This window comes from Streptomyces buecherae (genome assembly GCF_014295035.1).
Classification (GTDB): domain Bacteria; phylum Actinomycetota; class Actinomycetes; order Streptomycetales; family Streptomycetaceae; genus Streptomyces; species Streptomyces youssoufiensis.
This window is the reverse complement of record NZ_CP060404.1, coordinates 2,889,261-2,906,443: the sequence shown is the minus strand read 5'-3', so window position 1 is coordinate 2,906,443 and position 17,183 is coordinate 2,889,261. Positions and strand designations below refer to the sequence as shown.

Below are 17,183 nucleotides of genomic sequence, written 5' to 3'. Positions count from 1 at the left end.
GCGGCGCCCGTCGCCGCGCGCGGTGGGCACGGCGGGCCGCCGCGCGCCGGCGCCCGCGCCGGTGGCTCAGAGGGTGATCATGACCTTCAGCGCCTCGCGCCGGTCCATCGCCCGGTACCCCTCGGGGGTCTCCTCAAGAGACAGGGTGCGGTCGAAGACGCGGCCGGGGTCGACCGTGCCGTCCAGCACGCCGGGCAGCAGCGCGTCGATGTAGGCGCGCACCGGCGCGGGCCCGCCGGTCAGCGTGACGTTCGCGCCGAACAGGCTGTCGAAGCCGATCGGCGCCTGCTCGTACTGCGGCACGCCGACCCGGCTGATCACGCCGCCGGCGCGCACGGCGCCGACGGCCATCTCGTACGCCGGCAGGTGCCCGACGGCCTCCAGGACGGCGCGCGTTCCGTGGCCGCCGGTCAGCTCGCGGACCGTGGCGATGCCCTCCTCGCCGCGCTCGGGGACGACGTCGGTGGCGCCGAAGAGGCGGCCGATGTCGGTGCGGTCCTTGTGGCGGCCCATCAGGATGATCCGCTCCGCGCCGAGTTGCCTGGCCGACAGGACGGCGAGCAGGCCGACCGCGCCGTCGCCGATCACCGTGACCGCGTCGCCGGGGCGCACGCCGGCCTGCTTGGCGGCGTGGTAGCCGGTGCCGTACACGTCGGCGAGGGTCAGCAGCGACGAGAGCAGCGCGTCGTCCGCGTCGGCCGGCAGCCTCACCAGCGTGCCCTGGGCCTGCGGGACGCGCACGGCCTCGGCCTGGGCGCCGCCCATGCCGTCCGCGCTGTACCAGCCGCCGTTCGGGCAGGCGGTGTGCAGACCGGCGCGGCAGTACTCGCAGGTGTTGTCGGCGAAGAAGAACGGGGAGACCACCAGGTCGCCGCGGCGGAAGCCGGAGACCTCGGAGCCGAGTTCCTCGACGAGGCCGATGAACTCGTGGCCCATCGCCCGGGGCGCCTCGTCGGTGGTCATGGAGTGGTAGGGGTGCAGGTCGGTGCCGCACACGCAGGAGCGCAGGATGCGCACGACCGCGTCGGTTGGCTGCTCGATCACCGGGTCCGGCGCGTCCAGGACACGCAGGTCTCCGGCCTCGTACATGAACGCTGCCCGCATCGGGACCTCTCGCTTTCTACCGGGTCATCGGGGACGACGAGTCCTGTAACCCCGCGGTACACGGAGCGTCATGAAGCGTGACCTGCCGGGACCGCCGTCCGCAACCGTCGCGGTCAGGCCCTGGTGGCGACGGATTTCCGCTGGTCAGAGCGGGAATATTGGCGGATTGGCAGTCGGGTCGCGGGCCGCTCAGGGCGCGGGCGTGCGCGGGCTCGGCCGGGCGGTGCCCGGCGCGCGGTCGCCGGGGCGCGGGCCCGCCGCGCGCCAGAAGGCGATCAGGGCGCGGGCCGTCTCGGCCGGCCGGTCCACCGCGGGCGAGTGCTCCGCGCCGGCGATCACGGTGCGGTGGGCCCCGAGCCTGGCCGCCATCGCGTCCATCCGCGACACGGGCCAGACGTAGTCGACGGCGCCGGACAGCACGTGCATCGGCAACGCCACCTCGGCCAGCTCCGCCACGCGGTCCTCCTCGGTCATCAACTGCCGTGCGGTGCACGTCAGTTGCTCCCGGCGCGTGGCCAGCCAGCGGCGCTGGAGGAACTCCCGTACGACCGCCGGCTCGCTCGCGTCGGCGGCCTCCGGCGGGTCGAGCTGCCGCATCGCCCGCCACACCTCGGGCATCTCCCACGCCGCCAGCGCCTCGGTCAGCAGCCGCAACCTGGCCTGCTGGCTCTCGGCCACGGCGCCAGGGCCCACGCTCATCAGCGTGAGCGAGGCGAACGCGGCCGGTTCGCGCAGCACCGCGGAGCGGGCGATGAGGCCGCCCAGCGAGTGTCCGAGCAGGTGTACGGGGCGGCCGTCGCCGACCGCCGCGGCCTGCGCGAGCACGTCCCGGACCAACTCCGCGCGCGCGTACGCCGACTCGTCGGCCGGGCCGTCGCTCTCGTGCTGCCCGCGGCCGTCCACGGCCACCACCCGGAACCCGGCCTCGCTCAGCGGCGCGAGCAGCGTGATGAAGTCCTCCTTGCTGCCGGTGAAGCCCGGCAACAGCAGCGCGGTCCCGACCGTGGCCCCCTCGGGGAGCGCGTCGTGCACGGCGAAGGCGCCCCGCTCGGTGGGGAGGGCGTACGCCTGGGCGCGCGGCGGGAGGTCGAGGTGGGGCGGCCTGCTCATGCGGTCGAGGCTAACCCGAGGCGGCGACGTCGGCCGGCCGGCAACGGGCTCGTCGCCAGGCGTTCGACCCGCCGCGGGCGCCCCGGCGCCCGCCGTTCCCCGCGCGCCCGGGGCGCGGCGCCGGGGCGGGGTGGCGGCCCGGGCTGGCCGGCCGGGCGCGGGGTGGGCGCGCGGGCAGCGCGAAGGCCGAGGGCCCGAGACGCTGGGTGGCGTCGTCGGGCCCTCGGCCTCGGTGCCGTGCTGGGCGGCGCGGGTCAGCTCTCCTGAGTGGCCTCGGAGCCGGCCGCGGTGCGGCTGCGGGTACGGCGGCGGCGCGGCTTGGCCGAAGCCTCGCCGGCCTCGGCGCCACCCGCCTCGTGCGCGCCGGCCTCGCCGGTGGCGACCGTGGCGGTACGGGCCGCGGCGGACTTGCGGGCCGGGCGCGACCGCTTCGCCGGGGCGCTGGCCTCGGCGTCAGCGGCGCTGGCGGGCGCGCCGGCCTCGGACGCGACGTCCGTCACCGGCTTGGCCTCGGCGGCCCCGGAGCGGGTGCGCCGGCGGCGGCGCGGCTGGCGCGCGACGCCCGGCTCGGCGGTGGCGGCGGTGCCGTCGGCCGCGTCCAGCGCGTCGCTGGCCTTGGCCGTGGTCGGGGTCGTGGCCTCGGTGGTGGCCGTCGCGGCGTCGGCCGTGCCGTCCAGGTCCTGGCCGCCGCGGGTGCGCCGGCGCTGGCGCGGCGGGCGGGTACGCGCCGGGCGCTCGCGCTCCACCGGGGCGGCGGCGGGCTTGCGACCACGCGCGGCCCGGCCGCCGGTCTCGCCGAGGTCCTCGACCTCCTCGGCGGCGAGGCCGGCCCTGGTGCGCTCGGCTCGCGGCAGTATGCCCTTGGTACCGGTCGGGATGGACAGCAGCTCGTAGAGGTGCTCCGAGGTGGAGTACGTCTCCTCGGGCTCGTCGAACGGCAGGTCGAGCGCCTTGTTGATCAGCTTCCAGCGGGGGATGTCGTCCCAGTCCACCAGGGTGATCGCGATGCCCGAGTTGCCCGCGCGACCGGTGCGGCCGATGCGGTGCAGGTAGGTCTTCTCGTCCTCGGGGGACTGGTAGTTGACGACGTGGGTCACGCCCTCGACGTCGATGCCGCGGGCCGCGACGTCGGTGCAGACCAGGACGTCGACCTTGCCGTTGCGGAAGGCGCGCAGCGCCTGCTCGCGCGCGCCCTGGCCGAGGTCGCCGTGGACGGCACCGGAGGCGAAGCCCCGGCGCGCGAGCTGCTCGGCGATGTCGGCGGCGGTGCGCTTGGTACGGCAGAAGATCATCGCCAGACCGCGGCCGTCGGCCTGCAGGATGCGCGAGACCAGCTCCGGCTTGTCCATGGAGTGGGCGCGGAAGACGTGCTGCGTGATGTTGGCGACCGTCTGGCCCGCGTCGTCCGGCGAGGTGGCGCTGATGTGCGTGGGCTGCGACATGTAGCGGCGCGCGAGTGAGATCACCGCGCCCGGCATGGTGGCCGAGAACAGCATGGTCTGCCGACGTGCCGGCAGGAACTGGATGATCTTCTCGACGTCGGGCAGGAAGCCCAGGTCCAACATCTCGTCGGCCTCGTCGAGGACGAGGCCGCGGATCTTGGAGAGGTCCAGCTTCTTCTGTCCGGCCAGGTCGAGCAGGCGGCCCGGGGTGCCGACGATCACGTCGACGCCCTTCCTGAGCGCCTCGACCTGGGGCTCGTAGGCCCGGCCGCCGTAGATCGACAGGACGCGCACGTTCCGTACCTTGCCGGCGGTCAGCAGGTCGTTGGTGACCTGCTGGCACAGCTCGCGGGTGGGGACGACCACGAGCGCCTGCGGGGCGTCGGAGAGCTGGTCGGGCGTGGCCCGGCCGGCCTCGACGTCGGCGGGCACGGTGACCCGCTCCAACAGGGGGAGACCGAAGCCGAGCGTCTTGCCGGTGCCGGTCTTGGCCTGGCCGATGACGTCGGAGCCGCTGAGGGCCACCGGGAGCGTCATCTCCTGGATGGGGAAGGGGGACGTGATGCCGACGGCCTCGAGGGCCTCGGCGGTCTCGGGGAGAATCCCGAGTTCTCTAAACGTAGACAGGATGCTTGCCTCTTCTGTGAGACGCGGCGCGAGGCGGCGAAGGGGGTCGTACCGCACCGGGTACTTGGCCGACCGGGGACGGGCCGGATGGCGCGGGACCACTGCCTCCGCTCAGGCGCGCACACCGCGAGCGTTTCCCTCTCGCCGTACGTATGTCTCATACGCGCCGCGTGGAGGGCGGTCGATTTGGAGCCGATCGGGCCACCGACCGGGCATCCGCATGCGTGGAACGACCCGCCGATAATGGGCGGGCTCCTTACCACTGTACCCCGGATACGGCGCTCCATCCGGAGGCTTGTTTGAGTGCGACGATGAACACACTCGGGACCGCCCGGGGCCGCCGGGGCTGACCAGGGGCTTCCGCGTGCCCCCAGGCGGACTATTGTGCGCGTCATGGAGACGCCCAACGCCGCTGACAGCACGCCCGACGACGCCCCCGAGAGCACCGGAATCGCCGCCCAGGACTGGGCGCAGGCGTCCGCTGAGCCGCAGTACCGGGCCGCGGTCATCGACCTGCTCGGCGCCCTCGCCTACGGCGAGCTGGCCGCCTTCGAACGGCTCGCGGAGGACGCCAAGCTCGCGCCGACCATCGACGACAAGGCGGAGCTGGCGAAGATGGCGTCGGCCGAGTTCCACCACTTCGAGCGGTTGCGGAACCGGATCGCGGCGATCGAGGCGGAGCCGAACGAGGCCATGGAGCCCTTCGCCGCCGCGCTGGACGAGTTCCACCGCCAGACGGCGCCCTCGGACTGGCTTGAGGGCCTGGTCAAGGCGTACGTCGGCGACTCGATCGCCAGCGACTTCTACCGCGAGGTGGCCACCCGCCTCGACACCGACACCCGCGACCTGGTGCTCCAGGTGCTGGACGACACCGGGCACGCGTCCTTCGCGGTGGAGAAGGTGCGCGCCGCCATCAAGGCCGACCCGCGGGTCGGCGGGCGGCTGGCGCTGTGGGCGCGGCGGCTGATGGGCGAGGCGCTCTCGCAGGCGCAGCGGGTGGTCGCCGACCGGGACGCGCTGTCCACGATGCTGGTGGGCGGCGTGGCCGACGGCTTCGACCTGGCCGAGGTCGGCCGGATGTTCTCGCGGATCACCGAGGCGCACACCAAGCGGATGGCCGCGCTCGGCCTTTCGGCCTGACTCCCGGCCTGTGAGGGGCCCGGCCGCACAGCGGCGCGCCCCGGCCGTGGGGCCGGGGCGCGCGGCGTGTGTGTCGGGGTCGGGTGGTCGTCGGGCTGGACCGTCGGGCTCTGGTGCCGCCGGCTCCTCAGGCAGCCGCGGAGCGGTGCAGCCGCCTGCTGGGGCGGCGGACGAGGAGCGACAGCAGGGCGACGGCCATGATCAGCGAGGTCGTCAGGGTCGCCGTGGGGTGACCGTCGCCGAGCACCGAGTGTCCGAGCAGGGCGCCGAACAGCGCGGCGCCGGGACCGGTGGACAGGACCAGCGGGGTCGCCGGCAGTTGTCGCGGCAACCAGCGGAGCGCCGCGACGGCGACGGCGAGGCCGATCAGAATCGAACCGAGCGCTTCCAGGATCATGTGCTTTTCCTCCCGCGCATGCCGTTGAGCAGTCGCAAATCGGTCCTAGCCGTACTACCCTGCGCGCGCCGGCGACAATCTTTGTCGACACATCGACGGCGGGGTCGGTGGACTGATCCACCGACCCCGCCGTCGTCTGCCGCGGCCCGAAGGCCGGAAGAGTCGAGCCCGAGTCTCAGAGCGCGCTGAAACCGACCTTGCGGGTCGACTGCTCACCGATCTCCACGTAGGCGAGCCGGTCGGCCGGAACCAGGACCTTGCGGCCGTGCTCGTCCACCAGGCTCAGCAACTGCGCCTTGCCACCGAGCGCGTCCGCAACGGCGCGCTCCACCTCCTCGGCAGACTGCTCGCTCTCCAAGACGATCTCGCGAGGCGCGTGCTGCACGCCGATCTTGACCTCCACGGCCATGTCCCTCCGACGGTCCGGGTTACCCCTGGCCACCGGCCAGGGGAGGTGCGCGGTTCCCGCGCCGTACGGACACATTAGCCGCAACGCGCGGCGGGTCCGGGGGTCCGTGGACGATCACCGTCGCGCGCGGGCGCGCGGGCGGCCCGGCGCGTGCGCGACGCCCGCCCGGCCGCCGGCGTTGGCGGGCCGGGCGGGCGTATGTCGCGGCGGTGAGGCGGGCCCGCCGGCCGGGCCGGCGGGCTGCGGGACGGTGGGGCTAGTCCGCTTCCGGGCCCTGGCCGTCCGCGCCGTGCAGCGGGAAGCCCGCGATGCCCCGCCAGGCCAGCGAGGTCACGAGCTGCACCGCGGTGTCGCGCGGGATGTCGCTCTCGCTGGAGAGCCAGTAGCGCGCGACGACCTGCGAGACGCCGCCGAGCGCGACGGCCAGCAGCATGGACTGCTCGGACGGCAGCCCGGTGTCCTCGGCGATCACCTCGGAGATCGCCTCGGCGCACTGGAGCGAGACCCGGTCCACGCGCTCGCGCACCGCGGGCTCGTTGGTCAGGTCGGACTCGAAGACGAGGCGGAAGGCGCCGCCCTCGGCCTCGACGTAGGCGAAGTACGCGTCCATCGTCGCCGTGACGCGCAGCTTGTTGTCGGTCGTCGAGGCGAGCGCGGTGCGCACCGCCTGCAGCAGCGCCTCACAGTGCTGGTCCAGCAGGGCCAGGTAGAGGTCGAGCTTGCCAGGGAAGTGCTGGTAGAGCACCGGCTTGCTGACTCCGGCGCGCTCGGCGATGTCGTCCATCGCCGCGGCGTGGTAGCCCTGCGCGACGAAGACCTCCTGGGCGGCGCCCAGGAGCTGATGACGTCGGGCTCGGCGCGGCAGGCGCGTGCCTCGTGGGCGCGCCTCGGTCTGCTCGATGGCTGTCACGCCGCCTCCCAGGTGGGTCGTTCCGTGCACGGTGTTCACCGCGCCCGCCATCGTACTTTTGGGTAACCGAGGCGCGCGCGGCCCGTGCGGAGAATTTCACGGACCGGGCACCGGGGGAAGCCGACAAAAGGGATGGATCATCGGTAGTCCTCTTCGTCGGTCTCCACGATCCGGTGCTGCTCGGCGACATCGGCGGGGTTCGCCGTCGTCGGGTCGAGGTCGATGGGCTGCTCGTCCCGGTCGGGTGCGAGGGCGGCGCGCTGCTCCGCGCTGTCCGCCTCGGGTGCCTCGACGCTGCGGTCGCCGTCGGTGTCCGTGGTGGGCTCCTCGTCGGGAAAGTGCTCCGGATCGGTGGGATCGATGGGCTCGGTCAGATCGGTCGGATCAATGGGCTCGATGGGCATATGGCTCCCCTTTCCAGGGCGAGCGCCCTCTATACGAGCCTACGAGGGGTCTCTGTCGCGCGCTATGCGCCGCCACCGCGCGCGACCCGGCGCACTCCCACGGCGAAGCTCCCGCATCGCGGCGCCCGCACGCACGCGGTCCGGAGCGGTACGGGAGGGGTGTGCGGGGCGGGTCAGGCGGATGGGGCCGGACAAGGAGATAGGGAGGCGTAAGGAGAAGTCAGGGAAATGGCGAATGACGTGGTCGTTCGTACCCGTGATGGCGAACACACGAACGTGCCACGTGATCGTCTCGTAACATTGCTCCATGTCTTCCACCGACTCGCCAAGGCCGTGCAGTGTGCCCGCGTCGGTGCCGGGCGAGCCGGCCCGTCCCGGAGAGCGGCTGCGCGAGGTGCGGCTGGCCGGGTACACGCTGGCGGTGCGCTCCCGGGCGCCCGACCGCGCGGACCTGCCGCCGGCCCTGTTCGTGCACGGCCTCGGCGGCTCCTCCGACAACTGGTCGCTGCTGATGGCCCAGTTGACGGACGTGGTGGACGGCGAGGCCGTGGACCTGCCCGGGTTCGGTTTCTCGCCGCCGCCCGAGGACGGTACGTACTCGCTGGCGAGCCATGCCCGGGCCGTGGTCCGCCTCATCGAGGCGGGCGGGCGCGGTCCGGTGCACCTGTTCGGCAACTCGATGGGCGGCGCGGTCGTCACCCGGGTCGCCGCCGCGCGGCCCGACCTGGTGCGCACGGTCACCCTCGTCTCGCCCGCGCTGCCCGAGGTGCCGCCCCAGCGCACGGCGCTGCCCACCGCGCTGCTCGCGGTGCCGGGCGTCACCCGCCTCTTCCGCCGCCTGACCAGGGACTGGACGGCCGAGCGGCGCACCCACGAGCTGTTGGCGCTGTGTTACGGCGATCCCACGCGGGTGGACCCGCAACACCTGGCCGCCGCCGTCGCCGAGTTCGAGCGACGGCTGGCCCTGCCGTACTTCTGGGACGTGCTGGCGCGCTCGGCGCGCGGCGTGGTCGACTCGTACACCCTGGGTGGCCAGCACTCGCTGTGGCGGCAGGTGGAGCGGGTGCTCGCGCCGACACTGCTGGTGTACGGCATGCGGGACCAGCTCATCTCGCTGCGGATGGCCCGGCGCGCGCAGGCCGCGTTCCGGGACGCCCGGCTGCTGACCCTCCTCGACGCGGGACACGTCGCGATGATGGAGTACCCCGAAGCGGTGGCGCGAGCCTTCCGTGAACTGCTGAACGACCTCGAACTGCGCGCGAAGGTGGAGCCCGTGGAGTCTGACGAAGCCGAGGGCGCCCCGGGCCGGCGCCCGGCGCGGCCCACCGGGCCCGCCGCGGAGCAGGGCGCGAGCAGGGGCGCTGCGGCGCGTGGGTAGGCACAGCGCGCGCGGCCCGCGACCCCGCGACGGGCGCTCCGGCGGCAGCGGCACCGGCGAACCCGGCCCGCCCCCGGCCGCGCCCGGGGGGTACGGAGAGACGTTCCCGCAGGCCGCCGTGGCCCCCGCGACCGGCGAGGGCGCGCCGCGCGGCGCGCCGGCCTCCGCGGACACCCCGGCGCACGGCGTCCCGTACGTCGACGGCACGCCGGCCCATGGCATCGGCGACGGCACTCCGGCCCGTGGCGTGCCGCGCGTCGGCGCTCCTCGCCCGCAGAGACCGGGCCAGCCGGCCGCCACCCCGCCGCACGAGGGTGCCCCGGTCGGCGGTGGCCCCGGTGGCCATCCCGAGCAGCGCGAGGCCGGCGGCGGCTGGGGCGCGCTGGGCGGCTCTGCGCGGCGGCGGGCCGGTCGGGGCCCGGACGGTCGGGGTGCGGCCGGTCGCGGGGCGGGCGGTCGGAGTGCGGCAGGCGCCGATCCGGCGGGCGCGGGGCGCGCGCCGGGGCGCGGCGGCATTCCCGGGCCGCGCCGGGAGTACCTGGAGGCGTTCGACGGGCCCGGCGCCGGCGAGGCCGGCGACACGGGAGCGGCGCGGCGCCGGCGCGGCCCGGCCGCGGCCGTGCCCTCGGCCAGACAGGCCGTGCCTCCGGCCGGGGGCGACCAGGAGGCGGGCGCGCCGGCGCGTGCGCGAGACGACGAGGCGGAGGGCAAGGAGCCGAGGGAGCCGGCCGCCGGCGGCTCGGCGGGCGGTGGCGACGACACGGGGCGGCCCGACCGTGGACGGGCCGGGCGCGCCGCGCCGCCGGCCGGCGGCAGGGGCCGCACGTTCACCGGGATCGCCGCAGCGGCGGTGACCACCGTGCTCGCGGTGGTGGTGGCCGGCCAGGTGACCGCCGACTCGCAGGACAGCGACGCGACCCAGCCCAGCGGCGCCACGGAGCGCGCCGAGAGCGGCGAGGCGTCGCGCTCGGACGGGCGCCCCACACCGGCCCCGCCGCCGCCCCCGCCCTCGTACGAGGAGAAGTTGGCGACCAAGTACCCGCTGGACCCGAAGCTGAAGGGGCCCGGCAAGTTCACCACCGTGCCGGGGCGTGACAAGGCGCCGGGCCGGGGTGAGGTGGTGCGCTACCGGGTGGACGTGGAGGGCGAACTGCCGCTGGACGCCGAGCTGTTCGCGAAGGCCGTACACAAGACGCTGAACGACGAGCGTAGTTGGGGCCGGGGCGGTCAGCGCACCTTCGAGCGGGTCTCGTCCGGGTCGGCGCGCTTCGTGATCAGCCTGGCCAGCCCCGGGACGACGGCCACCTGGTGCGCCAAGTCCGGCCTGGACATCACACAGGACAACGTCTCGTGTGACTCGGCGGCCACCGAACGCATCATGATCAACGCCTATCGGTGGGCCCAGGGCGCGAAGACGTTCCGCGACGACCAGACGACGATCTACCGGCAGATGCTCATCAACCACGAGGTGGGGCACCGGCTCGGCCGGGACCACGAGGGCTGCCCGAGCGACGGGGCGCTGGCGCCGGTGATGATGCAGCAGACCAAGCTGCTGCGCACGGGCGACGCCACCTGTCGGGTGAACGCCTGGCCGTATCCGGACGGCGCGAAGGACGAGCGCGGCCGGTAGGGGGGGCGCGGGGCGCGGCGCTCGCCGCGCGGAGGCGCCGAGCCCGGGGCGTGGCGGAGGCGCCGCGCCCGAGGGCCACGGAGGCGGCGGCGAGCGGGCCATGACTCCGGCCGCCGAACCGGCCCCCGAACCGGGCCGGCGGGCCACTCCGCGGCTGCCCGTCGTGGCACGGCGGAACGGCCTCCGGCAGCCGCGCGCGGTGTCGGGGGAGCCGCCGCCACGCCCGTCACCAGGGGTTTCGCTCGCCGACGCGCCGCGTTGCGCGGAACGTGGGGCGGCGTTGGCCGGGCGCGCGGCCGTCCCGCATGGCGATACTCATCGTCTCCTTATATGAGACATCTTTGCCAGGTGGCGAAAAATCGTTCAGTCTTCTGCGCATGTCGCGTCGTCCTGCCATCGAGATCGCCAGCTTCGAGCTGGCGCTCATTGGCGTGACCGGACACGCCGTCGCCGACATCCACTGTCGCCAGGGCCAGCGTCACCTGACCTCCGCCTGACGCGGACTCAGGACCGGCCCGCCCCGCCCGCGCACCGCATCGCGCGTCTCACGGCCTCACCGCCGTCTCCCTCATTCCGCATCCGCCCGGTGGCGGTCCGCCCCGTCGACTGACGGGCCTGCCTCCGCCCGCCGCGCACCGGATGCCTCCTGCTGCGAAAGGCGTACTTCGTCATGCGTCAACTGCCCCTCATATCCCGCCGCGTGGCCGCGGCGGCCGTCAGCGTCGTTCTGCTCGGCGGCGTGGCCGCCTGCGGACCCGAGGACAGTGACAGCAAGGGCGCGGGGGGCGGGAGCGACGCGCCGCGGAAGGGCGGCACGCTCACCATCCTCAACTCCCATCCGCAGTCGGACTTCGACCCGGCCCGGCTCTACACCTCGGGCGGCGGCAACATCCCCGGGCTCGTCTTCCGCACCCTGACCACCCGCAACCGCGAGGACGGCGCGGCCGGCGCCAAGGTCGTGCCCGACCTGGCCACCGACACCGGCAAGCCGAGCAAGAACGCCACCGTGTGGACGTACACGCTCAAGGACGACCTCAAGTACGAGGACGGCAGCAAGATCACCACGGCGGACATCAAGTACGGCATCGAGCGCTCGTTCGCGGCCGAGCTGTCCGGCGGCGCGCCCTACCTGCGCGACTGGCTGATCGGCGGCGACACCTACCAGGGCCCGTACAAGGACAAGAAGGGGCTCGACTCGATCGAGACGCCCGACGAGAAGACCATCGTCTTCCACCTGCGCAAGCCCGAGGGCGACTTCCCGTTCGTGGCGACGCAGACCCAGTTCGCGCCGGTGCCGAGGGACAAGGACAAGGGCACCGCGTACGAGAACCACCCGGTCTCCTCCGGCCCGTACAAGGTGGTCAAGAACGTCGGCGACGGCGAGCGGATGACGCTGGAGCGCAACCCGCACTGGTCGGAGAAGACCGACGCGGAGCGGCACGCCTACCCGGACAAGGTGGAGATCACGGCCGGGCTCGACTCGGCCGTCATCAACCAGCGGCTGTCCACCGGCTCCGGGGCCGACGCCGCCGCGGTGACCACCGACACCAACCTGGGCCCGGCCGAGCTGGCGCAGGTCAGCGGCGACAAGGAGCTGGCGGGCCGGGTCGGCACCGGGCACTTCGGGTACACCAACTACCTGGCGTTCAACCCGAAGGTCAAGCCGTTCGACAACCCCAAGGTGCGGCAGGCCATCAGCCACGCCATCAACCGCACCAGCGTGGTCAACGCGGCGGGCGGCTCCTCGCTCGCCGAGCCGGCCACCACCTTCCTGCCCGAGCGCGACTTCTTCGGATACACGCCCTACGACCACTTCCCGGCCGGTAAGACGGGCGACCCGGCCAAGGCGAGGAAGCTGCTGGCCGAGGCGGGTCACGAGGACGGGCTGACGATCACCCTCACCCACTCCACCGTCAAGGACTTCGCGACCAGCCCCGAGGTGGCCACCGCCGTACAGGAGGGGCTGAAGAAGGCCGGCATCACGGTCAAGCTCCAGGGCCTGGAGGACAACGACTACAGCGAGAAGACCAAGAGCGTGAAGGACGCGCCCGGCTTCTTCCTCTCCGCCTGGGGCGCCGACTGGCCCGCCGGCGGCCCGTTCCTGGCACCGATCTACGACGGCCGCCAGATCGTCAAGGACGGCTCCAACTACAACCACGCGCAGCTCGACGACAAGGCCGTCAACGCCGAGATCGACGCCATCAACAAGCTGACCGACCTGAAGGCCGCGGCCAAGCGGTGGGGCGCGCTGGACAAGAAGATCGGCGAGCAGGCGCTGTCCGTGCCGCTGTTCCACCCGGTCTACAAGCGGCTCTACGGCAAGGACGTCAAGAACATCGTGATCAGCGACTGGACCGGCGTGCTCGACGTCTCGCAGGTCGCGGTCCGGTGATCCGGGTGCGCACGACCATCGCCTGGGCCGCGCCCCGCGCGGCCCGCGAGGAGACCCCGTGACCAGCGAGGTGTTGGCCACGACCCAGGCGGGGGCCCCGGCCCCCGCCTCGGGGGCCCGCCAGGTGTGGCGGCGGCTGCGGGCGCGCAAGGCCGCCGTGGTGGCCGGCGCCGGGCTGGCCCTGCTCGTCCTGCTCGCCCTGGCCGCGCCGCTGCTGTCGGCGCTCACCGGCCAGGACCCCAACACGTACCACGACGACCTGGTGGACTCGGCCCGTGGCGGCGTGCCCACCGGCACCTGGGGCGGCATCAGCGCCGAGCACTGGCTCGGCGTCGAGCCGGGCACCGGGCGCGACCTGTTCATCCGCCTCGCCTACGGGGCCCGTGTCTCGCTCGTGGTGGCCGTCGGCGCCACCCTGCTCCAGGTGCTGATCGGCGTGATCGTCGGCATCGCGGCCGGCTTCGGCAGCCGGTTCGTGGACGGGCTGCTCAGCCACGTCAGCGACGTGTTCATCGCGCTGCCCATGCTGGCGTTCGTGATCGCGCTGACGGCCGTGGTGCCCGCGGACTTCCCGCGCCCACTGCTGCTCGTCCTGGTCATCGCGCTGTTCGGCTGGGCCGGCACGGCCCGCGTGGTGCGGGCCCAGACGCTGTCGCTCAAGAAGCTCGACTTCGTCGCCGCGGCGCGGCTCGGCGGCTCGGGGCCCTTCCGGGTCGCCCGCCGCGAACTGCTGCCCTCGCTCGCCGCTCCCGTCATCACCTACTCGGCGATCCTGCTGCCGAGCAACATCGTGGCCGAGGCAGCGCTGTCCTTCCTCGGCGTCGGCATCCGGCCGCCCACGCCGTCCTGGGGGCAGATGCTCTCGACGGCGACGACCTGGTTCCGGGCCGACCCGGCCTACGTCCTGCTCCCGGCCGGCCTGCTGTTCCTCACCGTGCTCGCGTTCACGGTCATCGGCGACGCCCTGCGGGTGGCGCTCGACCCGCGCGAGGCGTCCCGGCTCGGCGTCGGCAGGCGGCGTACCCGTAATGCCAACAAGGCCGACAACGCCAACAAGGTCGACGAGGCCGGCGGGGCGAGCGTGTCCGCGCGGGTCAGCGGGGCTGGCGCGGCCGACACGGCCGACATGGCCGGCGCGACCAGCGCGCCCCAGAAGGGAGGCCCGGCATGATCCCGTATCTGCTGCGCCGGGTGGCCGGTGCCGTCCTGGTGCTGTTCGTGCTGTCGATCGTCGTGTACGCGATGTTCTACGCCGTGCCCGGTGACCCGGCCAAGCTGGCCTGCGGCCCGCGCTGCAACCCGGAGCAACTGGCCCAGGTCCGCGACCAACTCCGCCTCGACGACCCGCTTCCGGTGCGCTACTGGCACTTCCTCCAGGGCCTCTTCGTCGGGCAGGACTTCTCCACCGGCACCTCGGTCCTGCACTGCGACGCCCCCTGCTTCGGCCTCTCGTACCAGAACGACCAGCAGGTCACCGAGCTGATCTCGCAGCGGCTGCCCGTCACCGCGTCGCTGGCCCTGGGCGCCATGGTGCTGTGGCTGATCCTCGGCGTCGGCACCGGGCTGCTCTCGGCGCTGCGCCGGGGCGGGATCACCGAGCGGGTGCTGACCTGGTTCACGCTGGCCGGGACGGCGACGCCGGTGTTCATCATCGGGCTGCTGCTGCTCATGGTCTTCTGCGCCCAACTGCGCTGGCTGCCCTTCCCGTCGTACGTGCCGCTGACCGAGAACCCCGAGCAGTGGGCGTGGAACATGCTGCTGCCGTGGACCGCGCTCGCGCTCATCGAGTCGGCCAAGTACGCGCGGCTGACCCGCAGCTCCCTGTTGGAGACGCTGGCCGACGACCACATCCGCACCTTCCGCGCCTACGGGGTCTCCGAGCGCGCCATCGTGGGGCGGCACGCCCTGCGCGGGGCGCTGCCACCGGTGATCGCGCTGACCGCGCTCGACCTCGGGTCGCTGTTCGGCAGCGCGATGCTCACCGAGACGCTCTTCGGACTGCCGGGGCTCGGCCAGTTGCTGGTGCACTCGGTGCGGACCATCGACCTGCCGGTCGTGGTCGCCGTCGTGCTGGTCACCGGCGCGGCCGTGGTCATCGCCAACATCGTCGCCGACCTTCTCTACGCGGCAACCGACCGGAGGGTGACCCTGACATGAGCGCACAACGGTGGGAACCGGAAGGAGTCACGACCGAGCGGAACGCGACCAGGGTCGGGCCCGGGCCCGGGCAGAACGCGACCGAGGCCGCGACCGGTCCCGAGCAGGCGTCGGCGCCGGAGCCGCTGGTGCGGGTCGAGGACCTCAGCGTCGGTTTCCCGGCGGCGGACGGCGGCGCCGCGACCTCCGGTCCCGGCGCCGGGGCGGCGACCGTACGGGCCGTGGACGGGCTCTCCTTCACGCTGGAGCCGGGCGCCGCGCTCGGCATCGTGGGGGAGTCCGGATCGGGCAAGAGCACCGTGGCGTTCGCCCTGCTCGACCTGCACCGTGGCACCGGCGCCCAGGCCAGCGGCGTCGTACGGGTCGCGGGGCGGGACGTGCTCACCGCCGACGACGCCGCGCTGCGCCGGATACGCGGCGGGGTGGCGGCCATGGTCTTCCAGGACCCGCTGTCCTCGCTCGACCCGTACCTGGCGATCGGCGACCAGATCGCCGAGGTGTACCGGGTGCACCACCGGGGCGCGTCCCGGCGCGCGGCGCGCGCCCGCGCCGTCGAGGTGCTCGACCGTGTCGGCATCCCGGACGCGGCGCGCCGCTCCCGGTCCCGGCCGCACGAGTTCAGCGGCGGCATGCGGCAGCGCGCGCTGATCGCCATGGCGCTCTCGTGCGAACCGCGTCTGCTGATCGCCGACGAGCCCACCACGGCGCTCGACGTCACCGTGCAGGCCCAGATCCTCGCGCTCCTCGCCGAACTGCGGGCCGAGACGGGCATGGGCCTGCTCTTGGTCACGCACGACCTCGGGGTCGCCGCCTCCAGCGTGGACGACCTGCTGGTCATGCGCGCGGGCCGGGCGGTCGAGCGCGGCCCGGTCAACGCGGTGCTCAGCGCCCCGCGCGAGCCGTACACCCGCGCGCTGCTGGCGGCGGTGCCACGCGTCGAGCAGGCATGCGGGGACCGGGCCCCGGTCCCGGTCCCCGCGCCGGCGGAGAGCCGGCGCGAGGCGGGGACCACCGCCGAGACGGCGCCCGAGCCCGCCACCGAGGCCGCCCCCGGTGGCGAGCCGAAGGCGGCGGCGTCGGACGCGGCGGGCAGGGGCCTCGCTGGCCCCGCGCCGACCACGGCCGCCGCCGCGTACCGGGAGGCGAGCGGAGCGGCGGAGCCCGAACTGCTGTTGGAGGTGGCCGGGCTGCGCCGGGAGTTCGGCGGGCGGCGGGCCCGCACGGTCGCGGTGGACGACGTCTCGCTGACGCTGCGCGCCGGCGAGACGCTGGGCGTCGTCGGCGAGTCCGGCAGCGGCAAGACGACCCTGGGCCGGATGATCGTCCGCCTGCTGGAGCCGTCTGGCGGTTCGCTGCGCTACCGGGGCCGCGAGATCGGCGGGCTGCGCGAGCGCCAACTGCGCCCGTTCCGCAGCGAGTTGCAGATGGTCTTCCAGGACCCGGTGGCGTCCCTGAACCCGCGCCGCAGCATCGGCGAGTCCATCGCCGACCCGCTGCGCGCCGCGGGGAGGCTGACCGGGCCGGAGATCGTCGCGCGGGTGCGCGGGCTGCTGGAACGGGTCGGCCTCGACCCCGACTGGTACCACCGCTACCCGCACGAGTTCAGTGGCGGCCAGCGGCAACGGGTCGGCATCGCGCGGGCGCTGGCGCCCGAGCCCCGGCTCATCGTCTGCGACGAGCCGGTCTCCGCGCTCGACGTCACCACGCAGGCCCAGATCGTGCGGCTGCTCGGCGACCTCCAGCGCGAGCTGGGCCTCGCGCTGATCTTCATCGCCCACGACCTGGCCGTCGTACGACAGGTCAGCGACCGGGTCGCCGTCATGCGCGGTGGCCGGATCGTCGAGGAGGGCGAGACGGACGCCGTGTACGACGACCCGCAACACCCGTACACCCGTTCCTTGCTGGCGGCGGTGCCCCTGCTGGCAGGAGCCGAGCGGCCGGTGGAGGCCGTGGCGACCGAGCGGGTGGAGGCCGTCGTATAGCGCCTCGCAACGCCGACTGGCCGTAAAAGTTACGGCTGTTCACCCCTTCTGGTGGCGCGACGGACAACCGTCCGTCGCGCCGCCCCGCCCCGCGCATAGCG

At 74.1% G+C, this 17,183-nt stretch carries 15 protein-coding genes; 8 read left to right on the top strand and 7 right to left on the bottom strand.

Annotated elements, in window-relative coordinates:
• Positions 1 to 66: 66 nt before the first annotated feature.
• The 3 genes from H7H31_RS10620 to H7H31_RS10610 all read right to left on the bottom strand — a co-directional run bounded on the left by H7H31_RS10620 (position 67) and on the right by H7H31_RS10610 (position 4,193).
• Positions 67 to 1,104 carry an alcohol dehydrogenase catalytic domain-containing protein gene (locus H7H31_RS10620; RefSeq protein ID WP_187060234.1) on the bottom strand — a complete coding sequence of 346 codons (1,038 nt, stop codon included), beginning with the start codon at positions 1,102 to 1,104 and terminating at the stop codon, positions 67 to 69.
• Positions 1,105 to 1,293: 189 nt separating this feature from the next.
• Positions 1,294 to 2,214 carry an alpha/beta fold hydrolase gene (locus H7H31_RS10615; protein WP_187060233.1) on the bottom strand — a complete coding sequence of 307 codons (921 nt, stop codon included), beginning with the start codon at positions 2,212 to 2,214 and terminating at the stop codon, positions 1,294 to 1,296.
• Positions 2,215 to 2,468: 254 nt separating this feature from the next.
• The gene (locus tag H7H31_RS10610; protein WP_232109783.1) at positions 2,469 to 4,193 is read right to left on the bottom strand and encodes a DEAD/DEAH box helicase; all 1,725 of its coding nucleotides are present in this window, start codon (positions 4,191 to 4,193) and stop codon (positions 2,469 to 2,471) included.
• 474 nt (positions 4,194 to 4,667) lie between these two features.
• On the opposite strand from H7H31_RS10610, the gene H7H31_RS10605 reads away from it, so the two are divergent.
• Positions 4,668 to 5,423: a ferritin-like fold-containing protein gene (locus tag H7H31_RS10605; RefSeq protein ID WP_372455976.1), complete on the top strand. Its 756-nt coding sequence runs from the start codon at positions 4,668 to 4,670 to the stop codon at positions 5,421 to 5,423.
• Between the two features lie 127 nt (positions 5,424 to 5,550).
• Here the strand turns inward: H7H31_RS10605 and H7H31_RS10600 are convergent, their stop codons facing one another.
• The 4 genes from H7H31_RS10600 to H7H31_RS10585 all read right to left on the bottom strand — a co-directional run bounded on the left by H7H31_RS10600 (position 5,551) and on the right by H7H31_RS10585 (position 7,543).
• On the bottom strand, positions 5,551 to 5,820 hold the full coding sequence (locus H7H31_RS10600; RefSeq protein ID WP_187060742.1) for a hypothetical protein: 270 nt from the start codon (positions 5,818 to 5,820) through the stop codon (positions 5,551 to 5,553).
• A 175-nt stretch (positions 5,821 to 5,995) separates the two neighbouring features.
• Positions 5,996 to 6,223, bottom strand: coding sequence for a DUF3107 domain-containing protein (locus tag H7H31_RS10595; protein ID WP_187060744.1), 228 nt, complete (start codon positions 6,221 to 6,223; stop codon positions 5,996 to 5,998).
• A gap of 262 nt (positions 6,224 to 6,485) precedes the next feature.
• A complete protein-coding gene (locus H7H31_RS10590) occupies positions 6,486 to 7,139 on the bottom strand; it encodes a TetR/AcrR family transcriptional regulator (protein WP_176163944.1) in 654 nt (217 codons plus the stop codon).
• Between the two features lie 137 nt (positions 7,140 to 7,276).
• Positions 7,277 to 7,543, bottom strand: coding sequence for a hypothetical protein (locus H7H31_RS10585; protein WP_187060741.1), 267 nt, complete (start codon positions 7,541 to 7,543; stop codon positions 7,277 to 7,279).
• Positions 7,544 to 7,850: 307 nt separating this feature from the next.
• Between H7H31_RS10585 and H7H31_RS10580 the strand changes: the two genes are divergently transcribed.
• The 7 genes from H7H31_RS10580 (at position 7,851) to H7H31_RS10555 (ending at position 17,082) form a co-directional block, all read left to right on the top strand.
• Positions 7,851 to 8,921, top strand: coding sequence for an alpha/beta fold hydrolase (locus H7H31_RS10580; protein WP_187060740.1), 1,071 nt, complete (start codon positions 7,851 to 7,853; stop codon positions 8,919 to 8,921).
• The gene (locus H7H31_RS10575) at positions 8,914 to 10,551 is read left to right on the top strand and encodes a DUF3152 domain-containing protein (RefSeq protein ID WP_232109782.1); all 1,638 of its coding nucleotides are present in this window, start codon (positions 8,914 to 8,916) and stop codon (positions 10,549 to 10,551) included. Before H7H31_RS10580 ends, H7H31_RS10575 begins: the two co-directional genes overlap by 8 nt.
• A 377-nt stretch (positions 10,552 to 10,928) precedes the next feature.
• Entirely contained in the window at positions 10,929 to 11,048 is a 120-nt protein-coding gene (locus tag H7H31_RS34730) for an Ms4533A family Cys-rich leader peptide (RefSeq protein WP_372454648.1), read from the top strand.
• 173 nt (positions 11,049 to 11,221) lie between these two features.
• Positions 11,222 to 12,943 (top strand): ABC transporter substrate-binding protein, encoded by a 1,722-nt coding sequence (locus H7H31_RS10570; protein WP_187061600.1) that lies wholly within the window; start codon positions 11,222 to 11,224, stop codon positions 12,941 to 12,943.
• A gap of 58 nt (positions 12,944 to 13,001) precedes the next feature.
• Positions 13,002 to 14,114, top strand: a complete 1,113-nt coding sequence (locus H7H31_RS10565) for an ABC transporter permease (RefSeq protein WP_187061599.1) — start codon at positions 13,002 to 13,004, stop codon at positions 14,112 to 14,114.
• Positions 14,111 to 15,100, top strand: coding sequence for an ABC transporter permease (locus H7H31_RS10560; protein ID WP_187061598.1), 990 nt, complete (start codon positions 14,111 to 14,113; stop codon positions 15,098 to 15,100). The genes H7H31_RS10565 and H7H31_RS10560 overlap by 4 nt, the downstream gene beginning before the upstream one ends.
• On the top strand, positions 15,097 to 17,082 hold the full coding sequence (locus tag H7H31_RS10555) for a dipeptide ABC transporter ATP-binding protein (protein ID WP_232109781.1): 1,986 nt from the start codon (positions 15,097 to 15,099) through the stop codon (positions 17,080 to 17,082). Before H7H31_RS10560 ends, H7H31_RS10555 begins: the two co-directional genes overlap by 4 nt.
• The last annotated feature ends 101 nt before the right edge of the window (positions 17,083 to 17,183 follow it).